Source organism: Novosphingobium sp. AAP83, from assembly GCF_001295795.1.
In the GTDB taxonomy this organism is placed as follows: domain Bacteria; phylum Pseudomonadota; class Alphaproteobacteria; order Sphingomonadales; family Sphingomonadaceae; genus Novosphingobium.
On record NZ_LJHY01000059.1, the window covers coordinates 1 to 24,027 of the forward strand.

The following is a 24,027-nucleotide window of genomic DNA, read 5'->3' on the forward strand; positions in this document are numbered from 1 at the left end:
AGCAGACGCCGTCGCCCACATGTCCCTTCATCTATTCTAACAATGTCAAAGAACTACCAAACCCGCCACCGGAGTGACAGGATTAGGCGGACGACCAGTACTCCCCGTTTTTTACCGGGGGACTGGATGTCCGTCTATTTTGGCGACCGGGGCGTTTGCGAGGCGTTTAAGCGTCGTTCCCGTCCGGTGAACAGGCCTCTAGGTCCGCCTTCGATTCGCGTCAACCGACTTTGTTCTTTTTTCTGTCATCGACTAAAACCGGCTTCGATTGCGCTCACCACAACCTTTTATCCCAACTGCTTGTCCGTAACCGGCAATTAACGGCCTCCCTTCTATAACGTGCCGCACATGAACAGCTCCTCCACCACATCAGCAGCTTTGGCTGACACCAAAACGGCTCCCGCAGTCTTGGATGACCGCGCCACGCCAGCAGCCACTTCGCTCGCCGGCGATGTACGCCGCGCCATCATCTGGCGCTCCGGCAGCCAGATTGCCGCGCAAGTCATCACTTGGTCCTCAACCCTGATCGTCATGCGATTGCTGCTACCGGCCGACTATGGTCTGTTTGCGATGTCGCTCGTCATGCTAAGCTTCCTCAACTTCCTCAACGGCTATGGCTTTGCCAGCGCCCTCGTGCAGGAACGCGACCTCAATCCGTTCAGGATCCGGCAGGCTTTCGGCCTGTTGCTTTTGGCAAATGTCGTGATCGCATCCATCCAATGGATCGCAGCACCGCATGTTGCCGCTTATTACGGCCAACCCGTCGTTGCCGATATGCTGCGGGTGCAAACCCTGATCTATCTTTCAACGCCGTTCATCGCCATCCCGGAAGTGCTGATGGGGCGGAGCCTCGATTTCCGCAGTCAGGCTGTCGTCAATCTGGTTTCGGCGCTGACGGGCTCGATCCTGTCCCTGATCCTCGCCATTGCTGACTTCGGCGTCTGGACGCTGGTTTATGCGCCCATCGTAATGTTCTGGGTGCGCGCGATCGGCCTCAGCTGGATGGCGCGTGTGCTTGTCTGGCCAAGCTTTGATTTTCGGGGCTGTGGCGGAATATTCCGTTTCGGTCTAGCCATCCTGCTCACCCAATTGTTCTGGCTCGTCCAGACGCAGACCGACATTTTCGTGATCGGCCGACAATTCAGCCCTCATGAGGTGGGCGTCTATTCGCAGGCCGTTTTTCTGGCGACGATCTTCTATGCGCGCTTCGTACCCCCGCTGAATGAAGTCGCGTTCCCCGCCTATGCACGAATGCAGGATGATTTGCCCGGCCTGCGCCGCGCCTTCCTGCGCTCGGCCCGGTTGATCCTGTTGATTGCTGCGCCACTCTATGTCGGCATGGCGGTTTCAGCCGATCCTCTGGTCGCCACGCTGTTTGGCCCGACGTGGAGCGAATTGCCGCCTCTGGTGGAAGTCATGGCGCTCGCCATGCCGTTCATGACCATTCAAATCCTCTTCGCACCGGCGCTCAACGCCATTGGCAAGCCCAGCATTCCGGTGCGCACGGGCATCGCTGGTGCTATCATCTTCGGATTGGCCTTCCTTTTCGCCCCGCGCTTCGGCTTGATCGGAATAGCGGGCGCATGGTGCGTCGCCGCGCCATTCTTGCTGGTCGTCACCTTGGTGCTGTCAAAGCCCGATCTCGGTATTGGTATAGTCGATATGGTATCGGCGCTGCGGTTCCCCGTCGAATGCAGCTTGTTGATGGGCGCTGTTGCCTGGGCCACAAACCATTGGCTGGCCTTGCCTCTCTTGGGAGAATGGCCGCCGCTGCAACTCGTGTTGATCGTGATCGCCGGAGTGATCAGCTATACCGGGATCATCCACTTGCGCGATCGCAAGGCCCTGATCGAAGTTTGGCACCTGATCCGTCGCCAACCGGCGCCGAAAGAAGCAGCTTAACGGACGAGCGCTGCATTCATCTGGTGCGCCATGCGCGCCAAAGCGCAGCGGTCGAACCACATCCACATGCCGCCGCGCGGACGAAACGTCTGAAGGTATGCAGGATAAAGCATGGCCAACTGCTCAGGCAGCCCTGCTGGCCCGTTACGCCGCAGTATATCGGTGATGATCAGGTCCTGAAAATGGCGGACCGCATAATTGATCATGCGCTTGTACTGCATGCGCCAGCTGCGCCAATCGGCAAGAGCCAATGGTTCGCAAAGGAAACCTGCCGCTTCGGTCGGGCATATCCCCTGCTCGGCCCAATCGGCCAGCGGACCAAGGTTCGTCTTGGCCAGTGCCCCGACCAGCCCGTCATCGCCGATGAGGTCCACAGGCAGCCGTAAGCCGCTGTCCCGCATCCGGTCTACGAATTCGCCCCGCAGCGCGTACAGATCGCCAAATATTCCGTGGCTATCCAGCATGGCCTGCCGGTAATGCGCCACACGCCTGCCATTGAGCGGCAGTGCCGAAGCCGCACGTGCCTCTGGATGGGTCGCCAATGCAAGCCTCAACGCATCAAACGATCCTGCCGCAACTTCTGCATCACCATCCACCAGAACGACGGCCTCGAAGCCCGGAGCCAACAAGCCCAGCACCATGCGGTTCCAGCTCCGCGCTTTGCCCGGCTCGGCCCAATCGTGCAGCTTCAGATTGCCATGCAGCGCAGCCGCCTCGGCCACGATGGCGGCGGTACCATCGCTGGAACCATTGACCACCACGTGAATTTCATATTCCGGATCGTCGCGCGGAAGCGAGGCGAGGCACCGGCCAATGCGCCGTTGCTCGTTATGCGCCAGCACGACAACCGCGACCGAGGCATGTGTCTGCCCCGCTGCGGTCATGTTTGCGCGATGGCCCAGATCGTCACGGGGAAGCGCTCGTCATTGGCAAGCTTGCGCTGCCATCCGGCACGTGCCCACCGGAACAGGTTGGCACGCACGGCCCTTGCATTGCCCCAACCGCCCGTTTCGATCTGTTCAGGATCAAAGCCGCACTCTTCCAGAAAATGCACCATACCAAGCTGCGTCCAGCGCGAGCAGTCCGAAGGGATCGGGTGATAGCGGATCAGGAACGGTGTGATGTTGATGAACACCCCGCCCGGCTTCAGCATCGCGCGCACATTCCGCGCTGCGCGATAGGGATAATGCAGATGCTCCCACACATTGTCGGCAATGATCACATCGAATTTCCGGTCGAGCACATCCTTGCAGATATCGTGCTCGGGCCAATTCATCTCGGTATAGCTGCCCCACGGGCGCTTGCGCCACTTCCAGCCTGCCGAAATCTCCAGCGCATCCAGCTTGTCCGTGCCGCGCCGGTCCAGCCACGCGTCAATCTCGCGGTAGGCGACAACGCGGGTGATGTGTGTCTTGTCATAGCCCACAGCCGCAGCCGTAGCCTCTGCCCAGCTTAGTGCACGCGCGCGCCAGTTTGATGATACCGATTCATGATCCATAGGCCTCCCATAACGCCACAGGATTGCGAGCAGGTTAATCCCGTCCGCTATCCTTCGGTACAAGCTGGCGAAGGCCGCCACGCGCGCCTATGGTAGCCAGCCAGGAGAGCGCGAATGGCGAGACGACCGGCACGGCCCATTTTCATCATGCTTGCACTCGCAATGCTTGGCACCACCCCTGCCCTCCACGCGCAGTTAGACCAGCCCACCGCTTCCGAAGTTCTCAAGCTCGAACGGGATTTGCACAATCGCATGACCGTGCCTGTCAGGATCGGCAGCCAGGGCCCGTTCGATTTCCTGATCGACACAGGCTCCGAACGCACCGTCCTCTCGCGCGAGGTGGCCACGAAGCTCGCCCTTGCGATTTCCGGCACCGCCACCGTCGTGGGCGTGGCAGGTTCGGTTCCCGTCGAGTTGGTCGAAATTGACGAAATCAGCCTTGGCAAACGCACCTATTACACACTCACCGCGCCCTTGCTGGATGACCGGTTCATCGGGGCCGATGGCATCGTCGGCATTGATAGCCTGCAAGACCAGCGCGTGCTGATCGATTTTGCCGCAAACCAGATGCTCGTTGGCGATGCCGCCACGCTTGGCGGTTCGCGCGGGTTTGAAATCGTGGTGCGGGCCAAACGCAAATCCGGGCAGTTGATCATGGCCAATGCGATTATCGACGGCGTCAAAACCGATATCGTGATTGACACCGGCTCCGATAGCTCCATCGGCAACATTGCGCTGCGCAATGCGCTGTCCCGGCGGCGCACGATGCAATCGACCACGCTGATCTCGGTCACCGGGCAAACCATCGACGCTGAAATGGCCATGGCCTCCACCATCAATGTCGAAGGCCTCAAGCTAAACAACGTCGTCATATCATTTGCCGATTCGCCCGCATTCAACAGGCTCGGCCTCGTCCAGCGTCCAGCCTTGCTGATGGGCATGAGCCAGTTGCGCCTGTTCAAACGGGTGGCGATTGATTTCTCGATGCGTCGCATCCTTTTCGATCTGCCTACGGGCGTTGCAGGCCCCACTCCTTTCTAGAGCCACCGCTGTTAGGGGCTAGCGCCACGCGCGAAGCTCCCTATGTGGAACCCATGCCACCAGATACAGCAACAAACTCCGCAGACGCCCGCCACGATGGATGGCAAACGCTCAAGCGTTTTCTGCCGTACTTATGGCCTGCCGATAATGCGGTGCTGCGCCGCCGGGTCATCGGCGCGCTGATCATGGTTTTGCTGGGCAAGGCAACCACGCTGGCCCTGCCCTTCGCCTATAAAAAAGCCGTCGATGCGATGACGCTCGACACCGGAAAATCGCAAGCCGCGCTAACCGTCGCGATGGCGTTTGTCCTCGCCTATGCGCTGGGCCGCTTTGCAGGCGTTGCTTTCGACAACTTGCGTAACATCATATTCGAACGCGTCGGACAAGACGCCACGCGGCATCTGGCCGAAAACGTCTTCGCCCGGCTGCATCGCCTGTCGTTGCGCTTCCACCTCGCCCGCCGCACGGGTGAGGTCACCAAGGTGATCGAACGCGGCACCAAGAGCATCGACACGATGCTCTATTTCCTGCTGTTCAATATCGCGCCCACCGTAATCGAACTGACTGCGGTCATCGTCATCTTTTGGCTCAACTTCGGCCTTGGCCTTGTCGGCGCAACTGTCGTGGCCGTTATCGCCTATGTCTATGTCACGCGCACGATCACCGAATGGCGCTCTGCCTTGCGCGAAAAGATGAACCGGCTTGATGGGCAAGCGCTTTCACGCGCGGTCGATTCCCTGCTGAATTACGAAACGGTGAAATATTTCGGCGCAGAATCGCGCGAAGAAGCCCGCTACGCCTCTGCCGCCCGCGCTTTTGCCGATGCTGCGGTGAAAAGCGAGAACAGCCTCGGCCTGCTCAACATTGCCCAAGCCATCATCGTCAATCTGCTGATGGCAGGCGCGATGGCGTGGACGGTGTGGGGCTGGTCGCAAGGCCGGTTGACCGTGGGTGACCTCGTTTTTGTCAACACCTACCTCACCCAGCTTTTCCGCCCGCTCGATATGCTCGGCATGGTCTATCGCACGATCCGCCAAGGCCTGATCGACATGGCCGAGATGTTCCGCCTGATCGATACCCCGGTGGAAGTCTCCGATGCGCCCGGCGCTCCTGCGCTGCTGATCAAGCGCCCCGGCGTCACCTTCGAAAATGTCGTGTTCGGCTATGATCGCGACCGCGAAATCCTCCACGGCCTCTCGTTCGAAGTACCAGCAGGCAACCGCGTCGCCATCGTCGGCCCCTCGGGCGCGGGCAAATCCACCATCGCCCGCCTGCTGTTCCGCTTTTACGATCCGTGGTCAGGCCGCATCCTGATTGACGGGCAAGACATCGCCCACGTCACGCAAGCAAGCTTGCGCGCCGCGCTCGGCATCGTCCCCCAAGACTCGGTACTGTTCAACGATACCATCGGCTATAACATCGCCTATGGCCGCGATGGCGCAGGGCAAGCCGAAGTGGACGCCGCCGCGCGCGGTGCCTCCATCGCCGAATTCATCGCCCGCCTGCCCAAGGGGTTTGACACCGAAGTGGGCGAACGTGGCCTCAAACTGTCAGGCGGCGAAAAACAGCGCGTCGCGATTGCGCGCACCCTCGTCAAAAACCCGCCGATCCTGTTGTTCGATGAAGCCACCAGCGCCTTGGACACCCGCACCGAACAAGACATCCTCTCCACCATGCGCGCCGTCGCAACCGACCGCACCACCCTGTCCATCGCGCACCGCCTCTCGACGATTGCCGATTCAGACTCAATCCTCGTGCTCGACCAAGGCCGCTTGGCCGAACAAGGCAGCCACAACGACCTGCTCCGCCGCGACGGCCTCTACGCCGAAATGTGGGCGCGCCAGGCACAGGAAAGCGCTGAGGTCAGCGAGGCGGCGGAGTGACCGCTATATCAAAATGCAGCACTTCTTCGCGTCTGCCCAGTTTTTCGTAGAGAGCAATAGCAGGCGGGTCTTCATAATCCGCCTGCACGAACACGACATGCGCCCCGCGCTCGCCGGCAATGTGTGCAAAAGCTTTAATCAGAGCCGTGGCCACGCCCGTGCGACGCAGCGACTCTGTCACACCCAAATCATAGATATAGAATTCACTGCGGGCCTGCTCGAACTTCTCCAGTTCATAGCCAACCATAGCACCGATCACCACGCCATCGCGCTCTGCTGTCAAAGCCACAAAATGCGGACGTGACAGCAAACCTTCAAGATAGCACCGGTCGGGCGGCGCACTGGCATAATTGTCGGAATCTTCGAACACTTCAGCGAACAGCGCGTTGATGGCCTCAAGCGATGCCGCGTCTCCTTGTCCAAGCTGCCGGATGCTGAACCCGCTCACTTCACCACATCAGCCTCGTGCCACACCACGGCCTGCGCAACCTTGATGCAGTCCATCCCGCCATCGTACGTCATCGTGGGCGAACCATAAAGCCGCCAGCCCTGTTCCAGCGCTTCGGACACCCGGTCGCAAAAAGCGCGGTCATCCTTGCCGGTGAGCAGGCGGTAAACGGGGCGGTCTTCGGGGGTCTGGTAGGTCATCCCGGCCTCTTACTCTGGCCCCGGAAAACGCGCAAATTCGGGCAGCGTGTGGGCCTGCGCCATCCAGCCAATCCGCTCGGCCGTCTGGATATGGACCTGCCCCGGCAAGGCGTCGGGATCATCCAGCGTCGCCGATTGCACATCGATGATTCCAGGCAAGTTCTCTTCATTGGTAAAAAACAGCCCCGTCCCGCATTTGGGGCAGAAATTGCGCATCGAAGCGCCTGACGAATTGAACGTCGTCACTTCCCCTTGCGTCAGCGCAAACTGCTCGGCCGCAAACATCGCCCACGAAACCATCGGCGCACCGGAACTCTTGCGGCAATCCGCGCAATGGCAGATCGAAACACCCATCGGCGCGCCTTCCACGTTGTACCGCACCGCACCACACTGGCATCCGCCTGCAAGTTCCATCACCCACCCCCTTGAGTCGCAGCAGAACATTAACGGAACAATTACCAAATCACAACGGCAGGAAAACAGGGACAGTCCCCATTTTTGTGAGTGAAAAATGGGGACTGTCCCTATTTTTCTCGTCTACCTCAGAGAATATACTTCGAAAGGTCAGCATTCCCGGCAAGGTTCGCAAGTTTGGCCGCAACGTAATCCTCGTCCACCGTCACCGTCTCGCCTGCGCGGTCTTCTGCTTCGAAGCTCACTTCCTCCAGCAGCTTTTCCATCACCGTCTGCAAACGCCGCGCGCCGATGTTCTCGACGCTTTCGTTCACTTGCGCGGCAGTGCGGGCAATCGCGCGCACCGCGCCCGGCGTCACGTCCAGCGTCACCTGCTCGGTCGCCAGCAGCGCGCAATACTGCTGCACAAGGTTTGCGCGGGTTTCCGAAAGGATGCGCACGAAGTCATCCTCGGTCAGCGCCTGCAATTCCACGCGGATCGGCAAGCGGCCTTGCAGTTCGGGCAGCATATCGGATGGCTTGGCCACATGGAACGCGCCCGATGCGATGAACAGCACATGGTCGGTCTTCATCGGGCCATACTTGGTTGCAACGGTCGTGCCTTCGATCAAGGGCAGCAAATCACGCTGCACGCCCTCGCGCGAAACCGAACCGCCGCGCACATCGGAAACCGCGATCTTGTCGATCTCGTCAAGAAACACGATGCCATTGCTCTCGGCATTGCGGATCGCCTCGCGTGCAACATCGTCCTGATCCATCCGCTTTTCGGATTCTTCGTCGACCAGCTTGTCCCAGGCATCGGCTACGCGCATCTTGCGACGCTTGAGGTTCTGCTTGCCGAACGCCTTGCCCATCATGTCAGACAGGTTGATCATCCCCATGCCGCCCGCCATGCCCGGGATCTCCATTGGCGCGGTCGGTGTGTCCTCCACCTCAATTTCAACTTCGGCCTCGTTCATCGAACCATCGGCCAGCCGCGCCTTGAAGCTTTCGCGCGTCGCCTCGCTGGCCCCATCGCCAACCAACGCCTTGAGCAACCGGTCCATCGCCGCCTTGCTCGCCGCTTCGCGCACTGCATCACGGCGACGGTCCTTTTCCAACCGGATCGCTTCTTCCACCAGATCGCGCGCAATCTGCTCCACATCGCGGCCGACATAGCCCACTTCCGTGAACTTGGTCGCCTCAACCTTCACGAACGGCGCATCGGCAAGCTTGGCCAAGCGGCGGCTGATCTCGGTCTTGCCGCACCCCGTGGGGCCAATCATCAGGATGTTCTTGGGCGTCACCTCGTCGCGCAATTCGGGCGAAAGGCGCTGCCGCCGCCAACGGTTGCGCAGCGCCACAGCAACAGCCTTCTTGGCGTCGCGCTGCCCGACGATATGCTCGTCAAGCGCACGCACAATGGCTTTGGGGGTAAGCGAGTCGATCATGGTTTTCTCTTCTCCCCTCCCGCATGCGGGAGGGGTCGGGGGTGGGCTTGTGCGGGCAGGCTGAAAGGCCAGACCCGCATCATCATATCTCTTCCAGCGTCACGCGGTCATTGGTGAACACGCAGACCTCCGCCGCCACCTGCATGGCGCGGCGCGCAATCTTCTCTGGGTCATCTTCGTAATCATCAAGCGCCTTGGCCGCAGCCAGCGCATAATTGCCGCCCGAGCCAATCGCGGCGATCCCGCCTTCGGGTTCCAGCACATCGCCGTTGCCCGTCAGGATCAACAGCGTTTCGGCATCGGCCACAATCATCAGCGCTTCCAGATTGCGCAGATACTTGTCGGTGCGCCAGTCCTTGGCAAGCTCCACCGCTGCACGCATTAATTGCCCGCGATGCTGCTCCAGCTTGCGTTCCAACCGCTCAAACAGGGTAAAGGCATCGGCGGTTGCGCCTGCGAACCCGGCAATAACTTTGCCCTTGCCGCTTTCATCCAGCGCGCCAATCCGGCGCACCTTGCGGGCATTGGGCTTCATCACGGTGTTGCCCATGGAAACCTGGCCATCACCGGCAATAACCGTGCGGCCGCTTTTCTTCACCCCGATAATGGTGGTGCCGTGCCACTGGATAAGGCCGTGGCTCGCCCTGCTATCGTCCATAAACAGGGATATGGGTTGCCCCGTTCCCCATTCAAGCGACCATAGCGTTTAACTGCCGTTTGGACCGCTGCCCCCCGGAGGTGCTCCGGGGCCAGCACCGCCAGCGCCCACCGCGCCGATGTTGCCAAACAGGTCCTGGAAGAACGACCGGTCCCGGCCCAGCGTATCGGTCTTGTCGCCTTCGGGCGAAAGCCGCGCAACTTTCGTCATGCCTTCGCGCGAAAGTGACGCGACATTGCCGCGGGCATCGAAATCCACCACAAGAATGGTCTGGTCAGAGGTTTTGGGCCGCGTAAACGGCCTTTGCCCCGTGTTCATCGCCACATAATACCACGTCTGCTTGCCGTACCGGCTCACGAACGTCGGGCGGCCCAACGTCCGCTCAACCGAAAGCTTGTTGTCCACGCCCGGCTGCACTGATGAGACCAGCGCCTCGTCAATGATGTAGCCGCGATGGTCCTTGATGCTGGCACACCCCGCTGCCAACACGCCCAGAGTGAGCACCGCTGCACCCTGCACCATCAGCCGACTGTTCCGCATTCGATAACTCCGCTTCTTTCAAGTGTGCACTCATGCCCGTTTGCATCGGGGATGGACAGCCTATAACGGCAAACCTTTAGGGTCCAATCGGCATAATCGCAATGCCGTCTGGCGCTCTTGCCCCGTTCAGCTTTGCATCTGCGTGCTGGACGGCTCTGATTTAATCGCCCCTGAACAACGGGCACCAAGTTCTGAAGGAAATGCGTGATGTCATTTTTGACCAAGCTTTTCGGGAAAAGCCAGGATGATCGCGCCGTGGCGCGCCCGCTGTGGCACCGCACGGTTGAAATCGCGCGCGAGAAAGAATGGTATCGCGATTGCGGCGTGGCCGATACCATCGCCGGACGCTTCGATATGATCACGCTGATTCTATCCATCGTGATGATCCGCATGGAACGGGACCCTGAATTGGTCGAACCTTCCGTGCGCCTCACCGAACTGTTTGTTGAGGATATGGACGGCCAATTGCGCGAAAGCGGCGTGGGTGATGTTGTGGTGGGCAAACGCATGGGTCAGTTGATGAGTGTTCTGGGCGGCCGTCTCGGCGCCTATCGTGATGGTCTCGCAACCGCTGATGAAGCGGTCATGGCCGATGCCGTCAGCCGCAATGTGAACTTGCACGAAGGCACCGATCCGCTGTTGGTTGCCCGCCGCGCACGCGCCTTTGCTGCCGGGCTGGACCTTGTGCCCGCGTTCCGCGTTCTTGATGCGGAGATTGGCAAATGATCGTGCCTGAATACTCGTTGATGTTAGATTTGCGGCAAGTAAACGATCTCCCGGTCGTGCTTGAACCCAATGAGGACGAGCGTCGCCGCCTTGCCGGACGGTTCAGCATCACCGCGATCAACACCATGCGCGCAGAACTGCGGCTGACGGTCGATGGCGAAAAAGTGGAGGCCAAGGGCAAGCTTTCGGCCAAAATCATCCAGATGTGCGCCATTTCGGGCGAGGATTTCCCCGTCACCATCAGCGAACCTGTCGCCCTGCGCTTTGTGCCGCCGCTGCGGGGCTATCAGCCGGACGAAGAGATCGAACTGAACGCCGATGATTGCGATGAGATCGAATATGAAGGCACGGCTTTTGATCTCGGCGAAGCCCTGGCACAAACGCTGGCACTGGCAATCGACCCCTTTGCCGAGGGGCCAAATGCCAGTAACGCCCGCATCCAGCACAAGTTGGGCGGCGATGTTGCAACCGGTGCCTTTGCTGCCTTATCCGCATTGAAAAACACTGACTTGAAAAACAGGGACTGATCATTTGGCCGCCCCCCGCAACCGCGATCTGATCAGTGGCCCGATCCTGAAAACGCTGGTGCTGTTTTCAGCGCCAACGCTGGCGTCGAACATCCTCCAATCGCTCAATGGATCGATCAATTCGATCTGGGTCGGCCGCTTGCTGGGTGAAGGCGCGCTGGCGGCTACCGCCAATGCCAATGTGGTGATGTTCCTCGTATTTTCGGCAGCCTTCGGTTTCGGCATGGCCGCCACCGTCAAGATCGGCCAGGCATTTGGCGCACGCGATGTCCTTGCCGCCCGCCGCACGTTCGGTTCGGCCATCGGCTTTTGCGTCATCATTTCGCTGGTGGTCGGTACGCTCGGCTGGTTATTTGCGCCCGAATTGCTCACCGCCATGGCAGCGCCGGGAGAAACCTACATTTTTGCGCTGACGTATTTGCGCGTCATCTTCATCGCGATGCCCGCCTCGATGATTACCGTCATTCTATCGATGGGCCTGCGCGGTGGCGGCGATGCTGCAACGCCGCTGAAATTCATGGCCCTGTCGTCGGTGCTCGACATCGGGCTCAATCCGTTGCTTATCAACGGCCTCGGCCCCATTCCCGCCATGGGCATTGCCGGGTCCGCCTTGGCCACCGCCATCGCGTCCATCGCCTCGATGGTCGGTATCGTCGCTTATGTCTATGTCAAAGACCTGCCGCTGCGCCTCAAAGGGGCAGAACTTCAATGGCTTTGGCCGCGCCGCGATGAACTTGGCTATATCTTGGCCAAGGGGCTGCCGATGGGCGCGCAAATGCTGGTCATTTCCGCCGCCGGGATCATCGTCATCGGCCTTGTGAACCGTGAAGGCATCCTTGTCAGCGCCGCCTATGGCGCCGCGCTCCAGCTTTGGACTTATCTGCAAATGCCCGCGATGGCAATTTCGGCCGCGGTCAGCGCGATGGCGGCGCAGGCCATCGGAGCGAACCTTGGTGATCGCCTCAGCAAAGTGTCGCGGTGGGGGATTGTGCTCAATCTCAGCGTCACCGGAACTCTGTGCGCGCTGATCCTGCTGTTCGATAGGCCTGCGCTCGAACTTTTCCTGGGCAGCACCAGCCCTGCGGTCGATGAAGCCCGCCATATCCAGTTTCTGGCAAGTTGGAGCTACGTGATCTTTGGCGTCACCATGGTGCTGTTCGGCACGATGCGTGCGGGCGGCGTCGTGTGGACCCCGCTCATCATTCTCAGCCTTTCGCTTTATCCAATACGGCTCGGCTTTTACTATGCCTTCTACCCGCTAATGGGCGCAGACGCCCTATGGCTGTCCTTTCCCGTCAGCTCGGCTTTCGCCGTCGCCTTGTCGATCTATGCCTATCGCAAACCGGGTTGGCGCGCGCAGGCACGTGCTGTGCCCGATGCCGAATGCGAAGAGGAAACCCATTGCGATGGCGAGACCGCAGGGCGGATGGCACCAACGATCTAGCAGGCTGCTAGCGGCTTTGCGCCCGCCAGCGCTGCACAGTCCGCTCAACCGCAAGACCATCACCGCCGCCCCAGCTCCACAATTCATAGAATGATGGATCGTTCGAAGCAGGCCGCTTGACCTCTTCAAGGTCATCGAACGAAACGCGCATCGGGATGGAAACGCCCTCGCCAGAGATGATGCACTCGCGGTTGCGCAAAGCCGGGATCGTATCGATGAACCCGCGCGCGCCTTCGGGCATGGCTGCCTTCACAAACGCCTGATCGCGTTCGTTGTTCAGGCGCATGGCGATGATCGTGCCGCATTGCGAAAGCACGCTTTCCGCAAGATCGGACGGTCGCTGCGTTATAAGCCCCAGGCTCACGCCGTATTTGCGGCCTTCCTTGGCGATGCGTGACAGGATCCGCCCGACCGACGAACCATCGGAATTCTTCTCGTTCGGCACATAACGGTGCGCTTCTTCGCACACCAGCAAGACCGGGCGCGTTTCTTCATCGCGCGACCATATCGCATAATCGAACACCAACCGGCTCAACACCGCCACCACCGTTGCGGTGATTTCGGAAGGCACGCCCGAAACGTCGATGATAGAGATCGGCTTGCCATTGGACGGCATGCGGAAAACCTTGGAAATGAACTCGACCATCGTATCGCCAACCAGCATGCCCGAGAACATGAACTGGTAACGCGGATCGCTGCGGATTTCCTCGATCTTGGTCTTGATCCGCATATAGGGGATCGAATTGGTGCCCTTGTCCAGCCGCCCCATCTCGTTCTGCAAGATGGTCAGCAAATCGGACAGCAAATAGGGAATCGGAGAGTCGACAGTAATCTTGCCGATATTTTCCACCATCCGGTTCTTCTGCCGGGCAGCCAACAGGCACTTGGCCAGAATATCCATGTCGATCTGACGATCATGGCCTTGCGAGGTCAGAAACACCTCGCAATGCTCTTCAAAATTCATCAGCCAATAGGGCATGTGCAAGTTCGAAACGTCGAGCAACTGGCCAATCAGCCTGAAGGCGCTGCCATATTCACCATGCGGGTCGATCATCACGATATGGCCCATAGGAGCCAATTCGCAAATCCGGTGCAATATCAGCGCCGCAGCGGTCGATTTGCCGGTGCCGGTCGATCCCAACAACGCAAAATGCTTACCCAAAAAAGCATCGACATAAATTCCGGCGCAAATATCACGGGTCGGGTAAACCGTGCCCACCGAAATATGCGTGCGGCCATCGCTGGCATAAATCTGCCGCAAATCGGCATTTGTCGTGGGATAGACCAGCGCGCCCGGCACAGGATAGCGCGTAACCCCGCGCCTGAACCCGTGCATTTTGCCCGTGGCCCGGTCTTCCTCGCCCTCACCCACGAAATCGATGTGCGCAACCACGCCGCCTTCAATCGATGAATCATGGCGCTGCGTGCGCACGCTGGCCAATAGCCATGAATTGCCGACGCGGATCTTGATCTGACCGCCCACTTTGCCCGATAGCGCAATCGAAGGATCGCGATCCTCGGCGCATTCTTCCATGCGGCCCAGATCAAACGCAATAGCCGAACTGGAACCTGCAATCTCAAGCACAAACCCGATGGGCTTACGCGCATTTTCCGGTACAGGGAGAACATCAGGCATTGCAAACGGCGCACGCTTGGCAAGATCTTCAGGCGATGCTGGCGTAGCCGCCTCGAACCCTTGCATACCCAACTGTGACATCAACAAATCCCCAAGCCTTTGATGTGGCTTGCACGATAGTTAGGACACCTTAGTTAATATCGACTAAATTCCTCAGGTATCGCCCCTGTACTTTAGACCAGCGCGAACAATCGCCCGGCAATCCAGCCCATACCGACCGAGACCAGCACGGCAAACAGCCCGTAGATAAGCCCGTGTTCCTCTGCCGTCACGGTAACAAAGCGCTCAAACCCCTGCTTGGTCACTTCCACGCGGGTAATCGCAGATGCCACAACCTTGCCGTTGCGGATGGCAAAGGTTTCAGCGGTATAAGTGCCAATCTGCACGCTTGATGGCAGGCTCATCCGCGCTTGATACAGCACTTGCCCGCTAATCTTTACCGCACCCTGATCCTCACGATAAAAGCCTTCGCGGCGCATTAGATCCACCAGACCTGCCGAAAAACGGCGCTGCTCCTTGGGATCGATCACGCCGATGGGCGAAAGCTGCAACCATTGGAGGCCCAGTTCGTAAATCGCCGCCGTTTTGTCATCGACGATCTTTTCAATCGGCCGCGATGAAGCCACCGCAAAGTAGCTCGGTGCCGAACGGAACTCCATCGAATCAGCATTGATCCACATGCCGGCAATCTTCTGCTTTTCGCGCAGAACGATCGATTGCACCGGCCCTTCCAGCACCACAACGATATCGTAATCTTGGGCCGCGCGGCTGCCTTCCGGGCTCAGGATCGCGCCAAACAGCAGCAAATCCGCCCCGGTAAAGCCTTGGCGTACCTGCACTTCATGTTGCGAAATTTCCGGCACCAGAATCGGATCACGCGCACCCAGCAGCAGCATGCAGGCAGCAAGGGCCAACAAGCGCTTCACAGCGGCACCACCGTGTAAATCTCATCAGGCCGATACCCCAGCCCCAGCGCCATGCGCATGGCCACCAACAAGACAATCGCCGCAAGGATCAGGCGCAGCGTCTCTGGCTTGGCCTTCTGCGCAAATTGCGCCCCGACTTGTGCCCCTGAAACCGATCCGATCAACAGCAGCACGGCCAGCACAAGATCCACCGCGCGCGTGGTCAGGGAATGCATCATCGTCGTCGTCATCGTCACGAACAGGATCTGGAACAGCGATGTCCCCACCACCACGTTCACGCCCATGCCAAGGATGTACAGCATCGCAGGCACCAGCACGAACCCGCCGCCGATACCCATCAGCATAGTCATTATGCCGGTAATCATGCCCAACAGTAGCGGCGCAAGCGGCGAGATATACAGGCCCGAACGATAGAACCGCCAGCGCAATGGCAGGTTCGCCACTAGCGGATGATGGCGACGTTTGCGTGGCTTCAGCGGCACGCCAGCGCGTTTTGCCAGAATAGTGGTCAGGCTCTCATGCGCCATCAACCCGCCAATACCGCCCAGCATCAGCACGTAGAGTATGTTGATGACCGTATCGATCTGTCCCAGCGCTTGCAGCAGGCGGAACAGCAATGCGCCAATCCCTGTGCCCAGCATGCCGCCAGCCACCAGCACCGCCCCCATATGGTAATCAATCCCACCCCGCCGGGCATGGTGGAAAGCGCCCGAAACACTGGCGCCGGTCACCTGGCTCGCCGCCGAAGCTGCGGCGACTGTGGGGGGGATACCATAGAAAATCAGCAAAGGCGTTGTCAGAAATCCGCCGCCCACGCCAAACATGCCCGAAAGCAGGCCAGTCAACGCGCCAAGGCTAACGATCAGCAGACCGTTTACCGACAGGTTCGCGATGGGGAGATAAACGTCCATTGCCCTGCCGACGCTAGGCCCCCCACCCGCTGCCAGCAACCCCACTTAACCGCAATTCAGGCAAAAAACTGTGCGCTTAAAAGGATGACGCAAGGGTAAGCGCAGGGCCGGACACCGGCCTCGCATTTCCGGCAACCTGCAAACGCCAATCCAGCGCGATCCGGCTCGACACCTCAGCGCCCAGAGCAAGCGGAACGGAAACGCGCGGCCCCACATCCAGCCGCACCGCGCCCTTCTGCCCGCCCGCCCATAGGCCTGCCCCCAAACGTACCTCCCGTAGCGGCCCCATGGCTTTGCCAAGCGAACGATCAACCACCGCCTGCACATCAAAAAATGCAGTCGGCTCAGTGCCCCCAGCATAGCCTGCCTGACCATAAGCCTCTGCGCGAAATCCTGCGCCCATTTCCTGCCACGGCAATTCGGTCACGACTGTCAGCACCGGACGCACACGCGCAGGGCTCGCCTTGGAATCGTACAGCCGCGCCTCGGCCAGTACCCGCAAGGGTACGCGCGACACCGGTCGCATGCCAAAGCCCAGCGCTATTTCCCTGTCATTTCCCGGCGCATCAATCGCCAGCGACGTCCGCAAATAGGCAAAGCTGCTATGCGGAGCGGCCTTGCCCAACCGATAGCGCGCAATGCCCCCCGCCTGGCTTGCGCCATACGATGCCGCGCCCACGGCTTGCGCGGGATCGCCCCCGCCTTCCCGCATCAATAGCCACTGGTCGAACGACCAACGCTTCCCGTTATTCGGCCGCACCACCCTTGGCGGTGCAGAAACCTGGTCCGGTAAAGCTTCTGCATGACCAGTAGCACCAGCGCGCGGTTCCCCTACAAATGCCGATTGCGCCCATAGGCCCGGCGGCGGTGGTGGGGCTAGATCCACCAGAGGCCTGTCTGGCCTCACACCTTGAGCCAACACCATCGGGGCCAGTGCCTTGCTGACACCAGCCTTGGCACCGGGCACAACTGGCGAAAGCGGCAAGTCCAAACGCGAAAGCGTCACGCCTTTTCCCATATTCTCCCGATGATACAAACGCTTTTCAGGCACAGCCCTCGCTTCAAAAACCGGATTCCACATTGCCGCGCGAGCCACAGTCCAGATCATCAAGATCGCGAAAAGGACCAGGATCGGCTGTCCGCGCCGCGCAGACGCGGGCCGCCCCGTCATTGTCGTGCCAATCTCGCCGTACTTTGCCCCGTGCCCAGCGCCATCACATGGACAGGATGCACCAGATGCACCGTGTGATCCCATTGCACTTTGCCGCCAAACAGCACGCGCAAATACGCCATAAAAGCGCGCCGGCCGGCCATGATGGAAATAACATTGCCCACCGGAAAGCGGAAGATCGCCCTGATCCCTTCTGCCAAGCCATATTCGTGGGCGGTAAAACAGAACCTCAGGCTCAACCGCCAAAAAAAGCTGGCAAGATTGAACAGCAGCAGCGCTTTAACCCATGGATCAGGCACGAGCGGCGTAATCGCGCCCACAGCTTCACCAATGCGGACAATTGGCGAAAGCACGATCAGCAAATACGCCGCCGTAAGCACCAACGCGACCAACGCACCCCGCCGATCCCTCAAGCGCATCCACACATCAAGGCCGCGCCCGCTCCAGCCCAACCGGTCCCAACCTTGAAACGCGATCCCGTGCAACCAGCGGGTTTTCTGCCGCACCGATGCGGTCAATGTGCCGGGAAAGAACTCACGCGTGGCAACAATGGCCCCGTCCCGGTCCCGCACCCGCAGAAAGCAGGATTTTCCGCCCGTTTCGCTCACCAACAGGCCGGCCTCATAATCCTCGGTCAGGCATTCGGCGGCAAACGGATCGCGCCCGCCGCGCCGCTCCAGAATGCGATCAATCGCCCCGCGCGAAAAGGCGCAGCCCACACCCGAAGACGGCAACCCCGCGCTAAGCCAATTGCGCACCACCATGTCCCTTGCATGCGCCTCGGCAAATTCATCGCAATAATGGCCCGCAATCCAGCGCGAACCCGCCTGCGGTTCGGGCCGCACCGGCAATTGCACAAAATCGGCGTGGTCAAGCGTGCGGTCCATCAGGCCCAGCGCTGCGGGATGCACCATGTCTTCGGCATCGTGCAGGATCAAAGACCGCGCCCGCCTGCCTGTGCGGTGTTCATCCTCGCAAATCGCGCGATAGAGGCGGTTGAGGCAATCGGCCTTGGTCGTCGGCCCGTCGCGATCATGCAACACCACCCGCAAGCGCGGGTCATTGGCCAGCACGGTCAAGGCCGCGAGCGTCGGCTGATCGTTGCGATAGACACCCACGTAGAGCCGCAAATCCCGCTGCGGCCAACTTGCCAGACAATGGCTCACCATCGCGCCGATCACCGCCGATTCCCGCCACGCCGGAACGATTACCGCCGCGATACCTTTTAACTCTTGAGGCAGGTCGTCTTTCAGTTTTACCGCTTTTGCCGCCTTCTTGCCGCGCAACCACAGCCACAGGCCATCAATCACAAACTCATCAATCGCTCCGATTGCAAACCACACGGCGGCAAACAACAGAAGTTCATGCTCTACCAGCGCGAGCCATTGAAATGCCGAATAGGACGGCGATGTTGGCAATTCCTGCCCCCGTTTGACGTGCCCTGATGATGCGGCCACATGATGCAATTATGCCTGCTTGTGCGGGTTCGTGAACTAGGGACTGATTCGAAAATGGCGGTATCGCGGGGATTTAAAAGAGCTTGGGACGCGTTGACCCGCAACGAAGCCGCGCCCGGCCTCGTTTTGATGGCCTGCGCTGCCGTGGCGCTGGTCCTTGCCAATTCCCCGCTGGCGCAAAGCTGGCACGGCCTGTTCAACGATCCGCTGGGGTGGACCCCGGTGCCCAAGCTGAACAGCGCCCACTTGTGGATCAACGATGGCCTGATGGCGGTGTTCTTCTTCGTCGTCGGGCTTGAAATCAAACGCGAGATTCTCGACGGTGCCCTGTCAGACGCGCGCCGCAGACGCCTGCCCGTCATCGCCGCCATTGCCGGGATGGCCGTCCCCGCGTTGATCTATCTGGCGATCACCCACGGCGATCCCGCCCTCCACGCCGGTTGGGCGATCCCTTCGGCCACCGACATCGCCTTTGCCATCGGCGTGCTGGCGCTGGCGGGCAAAGGCCTGCCCTCTTCGCTGCGCCTGTTCCTGCTCACCGTCGCCATCGTCGATGATCTGGGCGCGGTCATGGTCATCGCGTTTTTCTATACCACCGGCCTCAAGCTGGTTTGGCTGGGCATCAGCGCGGTGATTCTCGTGGCGCTCATTGCCCTCAACCGGTTCAACGTGCGCGCGCTCACCCCCTATATTCTCGGTGCCATCGCGCTGTGGTACACCGTGCTCCACTCCGGCATCCACGCCACGATTGCGGGCGTTCTGGCCGCGCTCACCGTCCCCCTCGCGCTCAACCGCCAGCATGATAGCCCGCTGCTCCGCCTCGAACATGCACTGGTTGCGCCCAACGGCTTCATCATCGTGCCCCTGTTCGGCCTTGCCAATGCAGGCGTCCACCTCGCCCTGCCCGAAGGCGGCTCGCTCGCGCTGCCGCTCGGCATTGCGCTGGGCCTGCTGCTGGGCAAGCAAGTCGGCATCTTCGGCAGCATCCTGCTGGCAGAGCGTCTGGGCATCGCCAACCGCCCCAAAGGCGCAACCCTGCCGCAATTGTGGGGCATTTCCCTGCTCTGCGGCATCGGCTTCACCATGAGCCTGTTCATCGCAGGCCTCGCCTTCCCCGCCAGCGCGATCCTTGTCGAAGAGGCAAAGCTGGGCATTCTGGGCGGCTCGATCATCGCCGCCATCGCGGGCATGATCGTGCTGAAACGCAGCAAGAATGCCAAGGATTAATCGCCAAAACCGATCACTCAGCCGATATCAATGCGTGAAACCTTTCAGTCCGTTGCGCGTATAACCCGCATATCAACCGGATTCACAAAGGAACCACCCATGCCCGGCGACAACGCAAAGAAAGCCCTGATCGACAGCCTGAACGGCCTGCTGGCCGACTATTTCACGCTCTATCTCAAGACCAAAAGCTACCACTGGCACGTTGCCGGACCCAACTTCCACCCGCTGCACCTGCTGTTTGACGAACACGCCACCGAACTCTTCGGCCTGACCGACGTGATCGCCGAGCGCGTGCGCAAGAACGGCGGTGACACGCTCACCTCCATCGCCAGCATTGCCGCCAAAGCCTCGATCACCGACGATGACCGCACCAAGATCGACGCGATGGACATGGTCAAAGCCCTGCGCGACGACAACGCCGCCCTCGTCAAAGCCATCCGCGCCGTCAAAGCCGCCGCCACCGAAGCGAACGACAACGCCACCGAAGGCCTCGCCGACGACTGGACCGACCAAGCCGAACAACGCGTCTGGTTCCTCACCCAAACACTGGCGTAAGGTTGGGGCGAATGGGGGTGCGCGCCAACACGGGCGGCGCACCCGGCCCTAAAGGAGAGGGGGCATTACTGCCCCATCACAGCACGAAATGGTCCCCCGCAGCGCGGACGGTTATTTCGGAGATCGAGACGCCGAGAGGTTGGTTGATGGCGTGGATCATGGCGTCGGCGATGTGATCGGGCGCAAGGCTGGCGTAGTCCATTGCATCGGGACTTAGACGTTCGGCCGGGAAAGTTCCTGCGCCCATTTGGCCGATCATGTCCGTGAAATCGGCCATGTTGTGCGCCACGATGCCAACGCCGGCGGCGGGGTTGATAACGGTGCCAGAAAGGCCAGTGGTGGGCACGCCGGTGGGCTTGATCGTGGTCACCTTGATCTTGCCCCGGCTTTCCGCGCGCAGCGATTCGGATAGGAAGTTCACGGCCGATTTGGTTGCGCCATAGACCGCCGCGCCGATCACGGGGAAATTGCCGTAGATCGAAGAAAGGTTGACGATCTGGCCGCGCCCGGCGGCGATCATCGGATCATAGGCGGCGACCATGCCGTTGAGCACGCCCTTGATGTTGATATCGATGCAGCGCTCCCACGCGGGATAGGCGGCTTCGTGATCGGAAAAGAACGCCAACGGCATGATCCCGGCATTGTTGATCATTACATCGACCGCGCCATAGGCTTCCAGCGCATTGGCAACGAGGGCCTTGACGGCGGCAAGATCGCGCACGTCGGTCTGGACAGCCTGCGCAGTGCCGCCAGCGGCAGTCACGGCATCTACCGTGGCCTGCGCGGCGGCCAGATCAATATCGCCGCAGATGATCTTCGCGCCCAGCGCGGCGGCTTTTTGCGCGACAAGCCGGCCAAAGCCGCCGCCTGCGCCAGTGATGACGATGGATTTGCCAGCTATATGATTGGTCATGGTATCTCCCGGATTATGGTTGGTTTGGGAGACTGATTATCAGCGTTGTGCAGTTGCCGCTAGCGTTGCGCCGTCCCGGGCCGCAACGCGCACCTGCAACCGTGGCACTACCGAAAGCCTCGCCGACGACTGGACCGACCAAGCCGAACAACGCGTCTGGTTCCTCACCCAAACACTGGCGTAAAGCCGGGGCGCTTTGGGGTGCATCGCCAACACGGGCGGCACCCCCTCCCCCACCAAACTCCCCTCCCGCAACCGGGAAAGACTTCCCTTTTTACCCCCCTCCCGCAAGCGGGAGGGGTTGGGGGTGGGCCGACGACGGGTGCGTTTGGAAAGCGACGAGGACTGGCGGCCATTCAGTTTGATTTGCGGGTTTTCGCACCTGCCAACATAAATTTCCCAGCAGCTAAAAACCGGCGTCAAGCTGGGGCAAGCGCTCAGCAGAGAAGCTGCGACGGATTACAACCTGCGCAGCACTGGTTAAAAGTACTTGCGGATCCGACGCAGCATTTATCGGATTTCAACTTTCTGAGAACAAAATAGTTCGCAAGGGTTGGGTAGGCATTTCGGTGATGCTATACAGACCGCCAATTCAGCCGGAATCGGGGGGTGTATGGCCACGCATTTAGTGGAAAGTGACCTTGTTGTGTCAAATTCGTTCTCAACGCCTGAAGCTTCTCAAGGCACCAAGGTTGAAAGATTTAAGCCTTCAAGGCTGCGACCAGCAGAAATTAAAGAGATTGCGGAACAACTTGCAGCCCGACTACATATTTCTCCCAAATGGAATCCATTCTCTACAGTAAAAGAGCTAAATGGGCGGATTGAAGGGCGGCTACCATTAGAAAATTTTAGAAACCCTACCCAGTTAAGTGTTGGTATAGAAGGAGGTAGCTTTACTATTAATGTTGTTGCGGGTTTAAAAGAAGATTTAGAGAGGTACATCATAGCAAAGCAATTGGGTCATTATTTCCTCCATGTCTTGTACAGCGGCGTGCCTGTAAACAAGCGCTCTGGAAACCTTGATGCGGATGTCGAAGCTGAAATATTTGCGCTTAATTTTCTGATGCCACATGAAAATTTCGCAAGGTATGCATCTGATTTAAAAGAGGACTATTCTTCTTTGGCAACGTTCTATGGACTACCAGAGCCAGTTGTGTATAAACGGCAGGGATTGTTGAATTCGGGATAGGTGGACTTGTGTGTCGCAAGGTTATGACGGCTTAAATGATCTTCCTGATGCCCTTACCCCCAAGCTTCTGATATTTCTAAGCGCGGATGTAATAGGGTCGACTGCTCTTAAGCAGCCTGACCGTAATAAAAGATTTAGTCCGGGAAGCGCCGAGGCTAATGTTGATATCGAACCTTTGTCCGTAGTTGATCCCATAGATTGGTTGGCTCTATTCCGTGAGTTTTACGCGCGAATGGCATCCTCTCTTGCTCGGCAATGGCTGAGTTACGAGGATGGTTTAAAAAACAGGCCTGGTGGCGCGGAGTGTGTTGAGAACTTTCTTGGTAGTGCGCCAGTTTTCTGGAAGACTGTCGGTGACGAGGTTATATTTTACAAGGAGTTAACTGGCTCAGCACAAATTCATGCGGTGATAGAGTGTTGGATTCTCGCGTTAAACGAAATAAGGGCGTATTTTGATTCACAGAATGCAGTCATTGAAGCAGCTAACGCTCAGTGTCTTGATGTGAAATCGTCCGCATGGATTGCTGAGTTCCCGCGACGAAATAGGGAAGTAGCCCTGCCTTATCTGCCGGGGAGCATGGTGACTGAGCCGGCCTTTTCTCCAAACGGAAAATCAAGTCCGACAGATTTTATCGGCCCTGGCATTGATATTGGCTTCCGAATATCTTCATTGGCGACGTCACAAAAGTTGGTTTTAAGTCTAGATGTTGCATATATTTTAGCAAAATCGCGACCAGATGCATTCATAGCTAAAAGATCACGACCCATTTACTATGACGGTCGCTTCTTTTTTAAGGGCGTTTTTGGCGAAAAGCGCTATCCGATTTTTTGGCTAAATATTTCGAAGCCAGATTCAGTCGATCATCGTGAAGTGTTGGTGCAACGCGATATTCAAAGAGATGACGTTATTGATCTTTGTGATCACTATTATAGATCTCAATACCATGAATTTACGCACAAGCCGTTTATATGGCGCGATAAATCTTTACATTTAGCTGAGGTGCCTGAGTTTTATCTTCAGTGGTTGAGGAAGGCAAAGGAAGAACTATGGCAGACTGCTGCCGCAACTAAGCAAAGTCAATCAGTTGCCGACGCAGCATTGCCGGATCAGATTAACGATAAAAAGGCACGGCGGGACGTCCTCGCCGATTTTAACGAACAGATTACGGCAACTACGGGAATTGACCAAAAGGAATTACCGTGACAGAAAATGCCATGATAGATTTGCAATGACAGGTGCGAATACCCCCAAATACCAACCGCGCGCCTAAAACCTAAGACCCTGATTCGGAAGTTTTTCAATTCCAGCAATATCTTGCGGTTCTGCGTGT

At 58.9% G+C, this 24,027-nt stretch carries 24 protein-coding genes; 10 read left to right on the forward strand and 14 right to left on the reverse strand.

Annotated features, from left to right (window positions below; all coding sequences use genetic code 11):
* Positions 1-348 precede the first annotated feature (348 nt).
* The gene (locus IP81_RS17705; RefSeq protein ID WP_082356287.1) at positions 349-1,902 is read left to right on the forward strand and encodes a lipopolysaccharide biosynthesis protein; all 1,554 of its coding nucleotides are present in this window, start codon (positions 349-351) and stop codon (positions 1,900-1,902) included.
* Here IP81_RS17705 and IP81_RS17710 read toward each other — a convergent pair.
* Positions 1,899-2,786: a glycosyltransferase family A protein gene (locus tag IP81_RS17710; protein WP_054109333.1), complete on the reverse strand. Its 888-nt coding sequence runs from the start codon at positions 2,784-2,786 to the stop codon at positions 1,899-1,901. The two genes, IP81_RS17705 and IP81_RS17710, sit on opposite strands and share 4 nt — an antisense overlap.
* Positions 2,783-3,400 carry a class I SAM-dependent methyltransferase gene (locus IP81_RS17715; protein WP_054109334.1) on the reverse strand — a complete coding sequence of 206 codons (618 nt, stop codon included), beginning with the start codon at positions 3,398-3,400 and terminating at the stop codon, positions 2,783-2,785. The genes IP81_RS17710 and IP81_RS17715 overlap by 4 nt, the downstream gene beginning before the upstream one ends.
* Before the next feature lie 114 nt (positions 3,401-3,514).
* Between IP81_RS17715 and IP81_RS17720 the strand changes: the two genes are divergently transcribed.
* Entirely contained in the window at positions 3,515-4,441 is a 927-nt protein-coding gene (locus IP81_RS17720; protein ID WP_231627110.1) for an aspartyl protease family protein, read from the forward strand.
* A gap of 53 nt (positions 4,442-4,494) precedes the next feature.
* Positions 4,495-6,324 carry an ABC transporter ATP-binding protein/permease gene (locus IP81_RS17725; RefSeq protein ID WP_054109336.1) on the forward strand — a complete coding sequence of 610 codons (1,830 nt, stop codon included), beginning with the start codon at positions 4,495-4,497 and terminating at the stop codon, positions 6,322-6,324.
* Here IP81_RS17725 and IP81_RS17730 read toward each other — a convergent pair.
* The 6 genes from IP81_RS17730 to IP81_RS17755 form a co-directional block, all read right to left on the reverse strand.
* Positions 6,305-6,772, reverse strand: a complete 468-nt coding sequence (locus tag IP81_RS17730) for an AAC(3)-I family aminoglycoside N-acetyltransferase (RefSeq protein ID WP_054109337.1) — start codon at positions 6,770-6,772, stop codon at positions 6,305-6,307. The genes IP81_RS17725 and IP81_RS17730 overlap by 20 nt on opposite strands.
* On the reverse strand, positions 6,769-6,972 hold the full coding sequence (locus tag IP81_RS17735; protein ID WP_054109338.1) for a DUF1737 domain-containing protein: 204 nt from the start codon (positions 6,970-6,972) through the stop codon (positions 6,769-6,771). The genes IP81_RS17730 and IP81_RS17735 overlap by 4 nt, the downstream gene beginning before the upstream one ends.
* 9 nt (positions 6,973-6,981) lie before the next feature.
* Positions 6,982-7,386 carry a GFA family protein gene (locus IP81_RS17740; RefSeq protein WP_054109339.1) on the reverse strand — a complete coding sequence of 135 codons (405 nt, stop codon included), beginning with the start codon at positions 7,384-7,386 and terminating at the stop codon, positions 6,982-6,984.
* Between the two features lie 128 nt (positions 7,387-7,514).
* The gene (hslU, locus tag IP81_RS17745; protein ID WP_054109340.1) at positions 7,515-8,816 is read right to left on the reverse strand and encodes an ATP-dependent protease ATPase subunit HslU; all 1,302 of its coding nucleotides are present in this window, start codon (positions 8,814-8,816) and stop codon (positions 7,515-7,517) included.
* Between the two features lie 82 nt (positions 8,817-8,898).
* The gene (gene hslV, locus IP81_RS17750) at positions 8,899-9,474 is read right to left on the reverse strand and encodes an ATP-dependent protease subunit HslV (RefSeq protein WP_054109341.1); all 576 of its coding nucleotides are present in this window, start codon (positions 9,472-9,474) and stop codon (positions 8,899-8,901) included.
* A gap of 48 nt (positions 9,475-9,522) precedes the next feature.
* Positions 9,523-10,014 carry an outer membrane protein assembly factor BamE gene (locus IP81_RS17755; RefSeq protein ID WP_054109342.1) on the reverse strand — a complete coding sequence of 164 codons (492 nt, stop codon included), beginning with the start codon at positions 10,012-10,014 and terminating at the stop codon, positions 9,523-9,525.
* 207 nt (positions 10,015-10,221) lie between these two features.
* Here IP81_RS17755 and IP81_RS17760 point away from each other — a divergent pair, with 207 nt between their 5' ends.
* The 3 genes from IP81_RS17760 to IP81_RS17770 are packed head-to-tail and all read left to right on the forward strand — an operon-like array spanning position 10,222 to position 12,711.
* On the forward strand, positions 10,222-10,740 hold the full coding sequence (locus IP81_RS17760) for a ubiquinol-cytochrome C chaperone family protein (RefSeq protein WP_054109343.1): 519 nt from the start codon (positions 10,222-10,224) through the stop codon (positions 10,738-10,740).
* Positions 10,737-11,267 carry a DUF177 domain-containing protein gene (locus tag IP81_RS17765; RefSeq protein WP_197274694.1) on the forward strand — a complete coding sequence of 177 codons (531 nt, stop codon included), beginning with the start codon at positions 10,737-10,739 and terminating at the stop codon, positions 11,265-11,267. Before IP81_RS17760 ends, IP81_RS17765 begins: the two co-directional genes overlap by 4 nt.
* A gap of 4 nt (positions 11,268-11,271) precedes the next feature.
* Positions 11,272-12,711 carry an MATE family efflux transporter gene (locus tag IP81_RS17770; protein ID WP_054109344.1) on the forward strand — a complete coding sequence of 480 codons (1,440 nt, stop codon included), beginning with the start codon at positions 11,272-11,274 and terminating at the stop codon, positions 12,709-12,711.
* Positions 12,712-12,718: 7 nt separating this feature from the next.
* On the opposite strand, the gene IP81_RS17775 is transcribed toward IP81_RS17770, so the two are convergent.
* The 5 genes from IP81_RS17775 to IP81_RS17795 all read right to left on the reverse strand — a co-directional run bounded on the left by IP81_RS17775 (position 12,719) and on the right by IP81_RS17795 (position 18,812).
* Positions 12,719-14,347, reverse strand: coding sequence for an ATP-binding protein (locus tag IP81_RS17775; protein WP_054109355.1), 1,629 nt, complete (start codon positions 14,345-14,347; stop codon positions 12,719-12,721).
* 173 nt (positions 14,348-14,520) lie between these two features.
* Positions 14,521-15,273, reverse strand: coding sequence for a TIGR02186 family protein (locus tag IP81_RS17780; protein ID WP_054109345.1), 753 nt, complete (start codon positions 15,271-15,273; stop codon positions 14,521-14,523).
* Positions 15,270-16,184 carry a sulfite exporter TauE/SafE family protein gene (locus tag IP81_RS17785; protein WP_054109346.1) on the reverse strand — a complete coding sequence of 305 codons (915 nt, stop codon included), beginning with the start codon at positions 16,182-16,184 and terminating at the stop codon, positions 15,270-15,272. The genes IP81_RS17780 and IP81_RS17785 overlap by 4 nt, the downstream gene beginning before the upstream one ends.
* A gap of 76 nt (positions 16,185-16,260) precedes the next feature.
* The gene (locus tag IP81_RS17790) at positions 16,261-17,190 is read right to left on the reverse strand and encodes a hypothetical protein (protein WP_197274695.1); all 930 of its coding nucleotides are present in this window, start codon (positions 17,188-17,190) and stop codon (positions 16,261-16,263) included.
* 161 nt (positions 17,191-17,351) lie between these two features.
* Positions 17,352-18,812 (reverse strand): glycosyl transferase family protein, encoded by a 1,461-nt coding sequence (locus IP81_RS17795; RefSeq protein WP_231627112.1) that lies wholly within the window; start codon positions 18,810-18,812, stop codon positions 17,352-17,354.
* Between the two features lie 54 nt (positions 18,813-18,866).
* On the opposite strand from IP81_RS17795, the gene nhaA reads away from it, so the two are divergent.
* On the forward strand, positions 18,867-20,039 hold the full coding sequence (nhaA, locus tag IP81_RS17800; protein WP_054109348.1) for a Na+/H+ antiporter NhaA: 1,173 nt from the start codon (positions 18,867-18,869) through the stop codon (positions 20,037-20,039).
* Between the two features lie 99 nt (positions 20,040-20,138).
* The gene (locus IP81_RS17805; RefSeq protein ID WP_054109349.1) at positions 20,139-20,594 is read left to right on the forward strand and encodes a Dps family protein; all 456 of its coding nucleotides are present in this window, start codon (positions 20,139-20,141) and stop codon (positions 20,592-20,594) included.
* Positions 20,595-20,670: 76 nt separating this feature from the next.
* Here the strand turns inward: IP81_RS17805 and IP81_RS17810 are convergent, their stop codons facing one another.
* On the reverse strand, positions 20,671-21,507 hold the full coding sequence (locus IP81_RS17810; protein ID WP_054109350.1) for an SDR family oxidoreductase: 837 nt from the start codon (positions 21,505-21,507) through the stop codon (positions 20,671-20,673).
* Positions 21,508-22,120: 613 nt separating this feature from the next.
* Here IP81_RS17810 and IP81_RS19895 point away from each other — a divergent pair.
* On the forward strand, positions 22,121-22,696 hold the full coding sequence (locus IP81_RS19895) for an ImmA/IrrE family metallo-endopeptidase (protein ID WP_082356289.1): 576 nt from the start codon (positions 22,121-22,123) through the stop codon (positions 22,694-22,696).
* Between the two features lie 10 nt (positions 22,697-22,706).
* Entirely contained in the window at positions 22,707-23,900 is a 1,194-nt protein-coding gene (locus IP81_RS17820) for a hypothetical protein (RefSeq protein ID WP_054109352.1), read from the forward strand.
* The last annotated feature ends 127 nt before the right edge of the window (positions 23,901-24,027 follow it).

Bases quoted from the DNA above. Each gene is read 5' to 3' on its own strand.
- hslV (WP_054109341.1), bottom strand. From the start codon at position 9,474: ATGGACGATAGCAGGGCGAGCCACGGCCTTATCCAGTGGCACGGCACC.
- IP81_RS17805 (WP_054109349.1), top strand. From the start codon at position 20,139: ATGCCCGGCGACAACGCAAAGAAAGCCCTGATCGACAGCCTGAACGGC.
- IP81_RS17760 (WP_054109343.1), top strand. From the start codon at position 10,222: ATGTCATTTTTGACCAAGCTTTTCGGGAAAAGCCAGGATGATCGCGCC.
- IP81_RS17740 (WP_054109339.1), bottom strand. From the start codon at position 7,386: ATGGAACTTGCAGGCGGATGCCAGTGTGGTGCGGTGCGGTACAACGTG.
- IP81_RS17720 (WP_231627110.1), top strand. From the start codon at position 3,515: ATGGCGAGACGACCGGCACGGCCCATTTTCATCATGCTTGCACTCGCA.
- IP81_RS17755 (WP_054109342.1), bottom strand. From the start codon at position 10,014: ATGCGGAACAGTCGGCTGATGGTGCAGGGTGCAGCGGTGCTCACTCTG.
- nhaA (WP_054109348.1), top strand. From the start codon at position 18,867: ATGGCGGTATCGCGGGGATTTAAAAGAGCTTGGGACGCGTTGACCCGC.
- IP81_RS17775 (WP_054109355.1), bottom strand. From the start codon at position 14,347: ATGCCTGATGTTCTCCCTGTACCGGAAAATGCGCGTAAGCCCATCGGG.
- IP81_RS17765 (WP_197274694.1), top strand. From the start codon at position 10,737: ATGATCGTGCCTGAATACTCGTTGATGTTAGATTTGCGGCAAGTAAAC.
- IP81_RS17715 (WP_054109334.1), bottom strand. From the start codon at position 3,400: ATGGATCATGAATCGGTATCATCAAACTGGCGCGCGCGTGCACTAAGC.
- IP81_RS17735 (WP_054109338.1), bottom strand. From the start codon at position 6,972: ATGACCTACCAGACCCCCGAAGACCGCCCCGTTTACCGCCTGCTCACC.
- IP81_RS17785 (WP_054109346.1), bottom strand. From the start codon at position 16,184: ATGGACGTTTATCTCCCCATCGCGAACCTGTCGGTAAACGGTCTGCTG.
- IP81_RS19895 (WP_082356289.1), top strand. From the start codon at position 22,121: ATGGCCACGCATTTAGTGGAAAGTGACCTTGTTGTGTCAAATTCGTTC.
- IP81_RS17725 (WP_054109336.1), top strand. From the start codon at position 4,495: ATGCCACCAGATACAGCAACAAACTCCGCAGACGCCCGCCACGATGGA.
- IP81_RS17705 (WP_082356287.1), top strand. From the start codon at position 349: ATGAACAGCTCCTCCACCACATCAGCAGCTTTGGCTGACACCAAAACG.
- IP81_RS17710 (WP_054109333.1), bottom strand. From the start codon at position 2,786: ATGACCGCAGCGGGGCAGACACATGCCTCGGTCGCGGTTGTCGTGCTG.
- IP81_RS17810 (WP_054109350.1), bottom strand. From the start codon at position 21,507: ATGACCAATCATATAGCTGGCAAATCCATCGTCATCACTGGCGCAGGC.
- hslU (WP_054109340.1), bottom strand. From the start codon at position 8,816: ATGATCGACTCGCTTACCCCCAAAGCCATTGTGCGTGCGCTTGACGAG.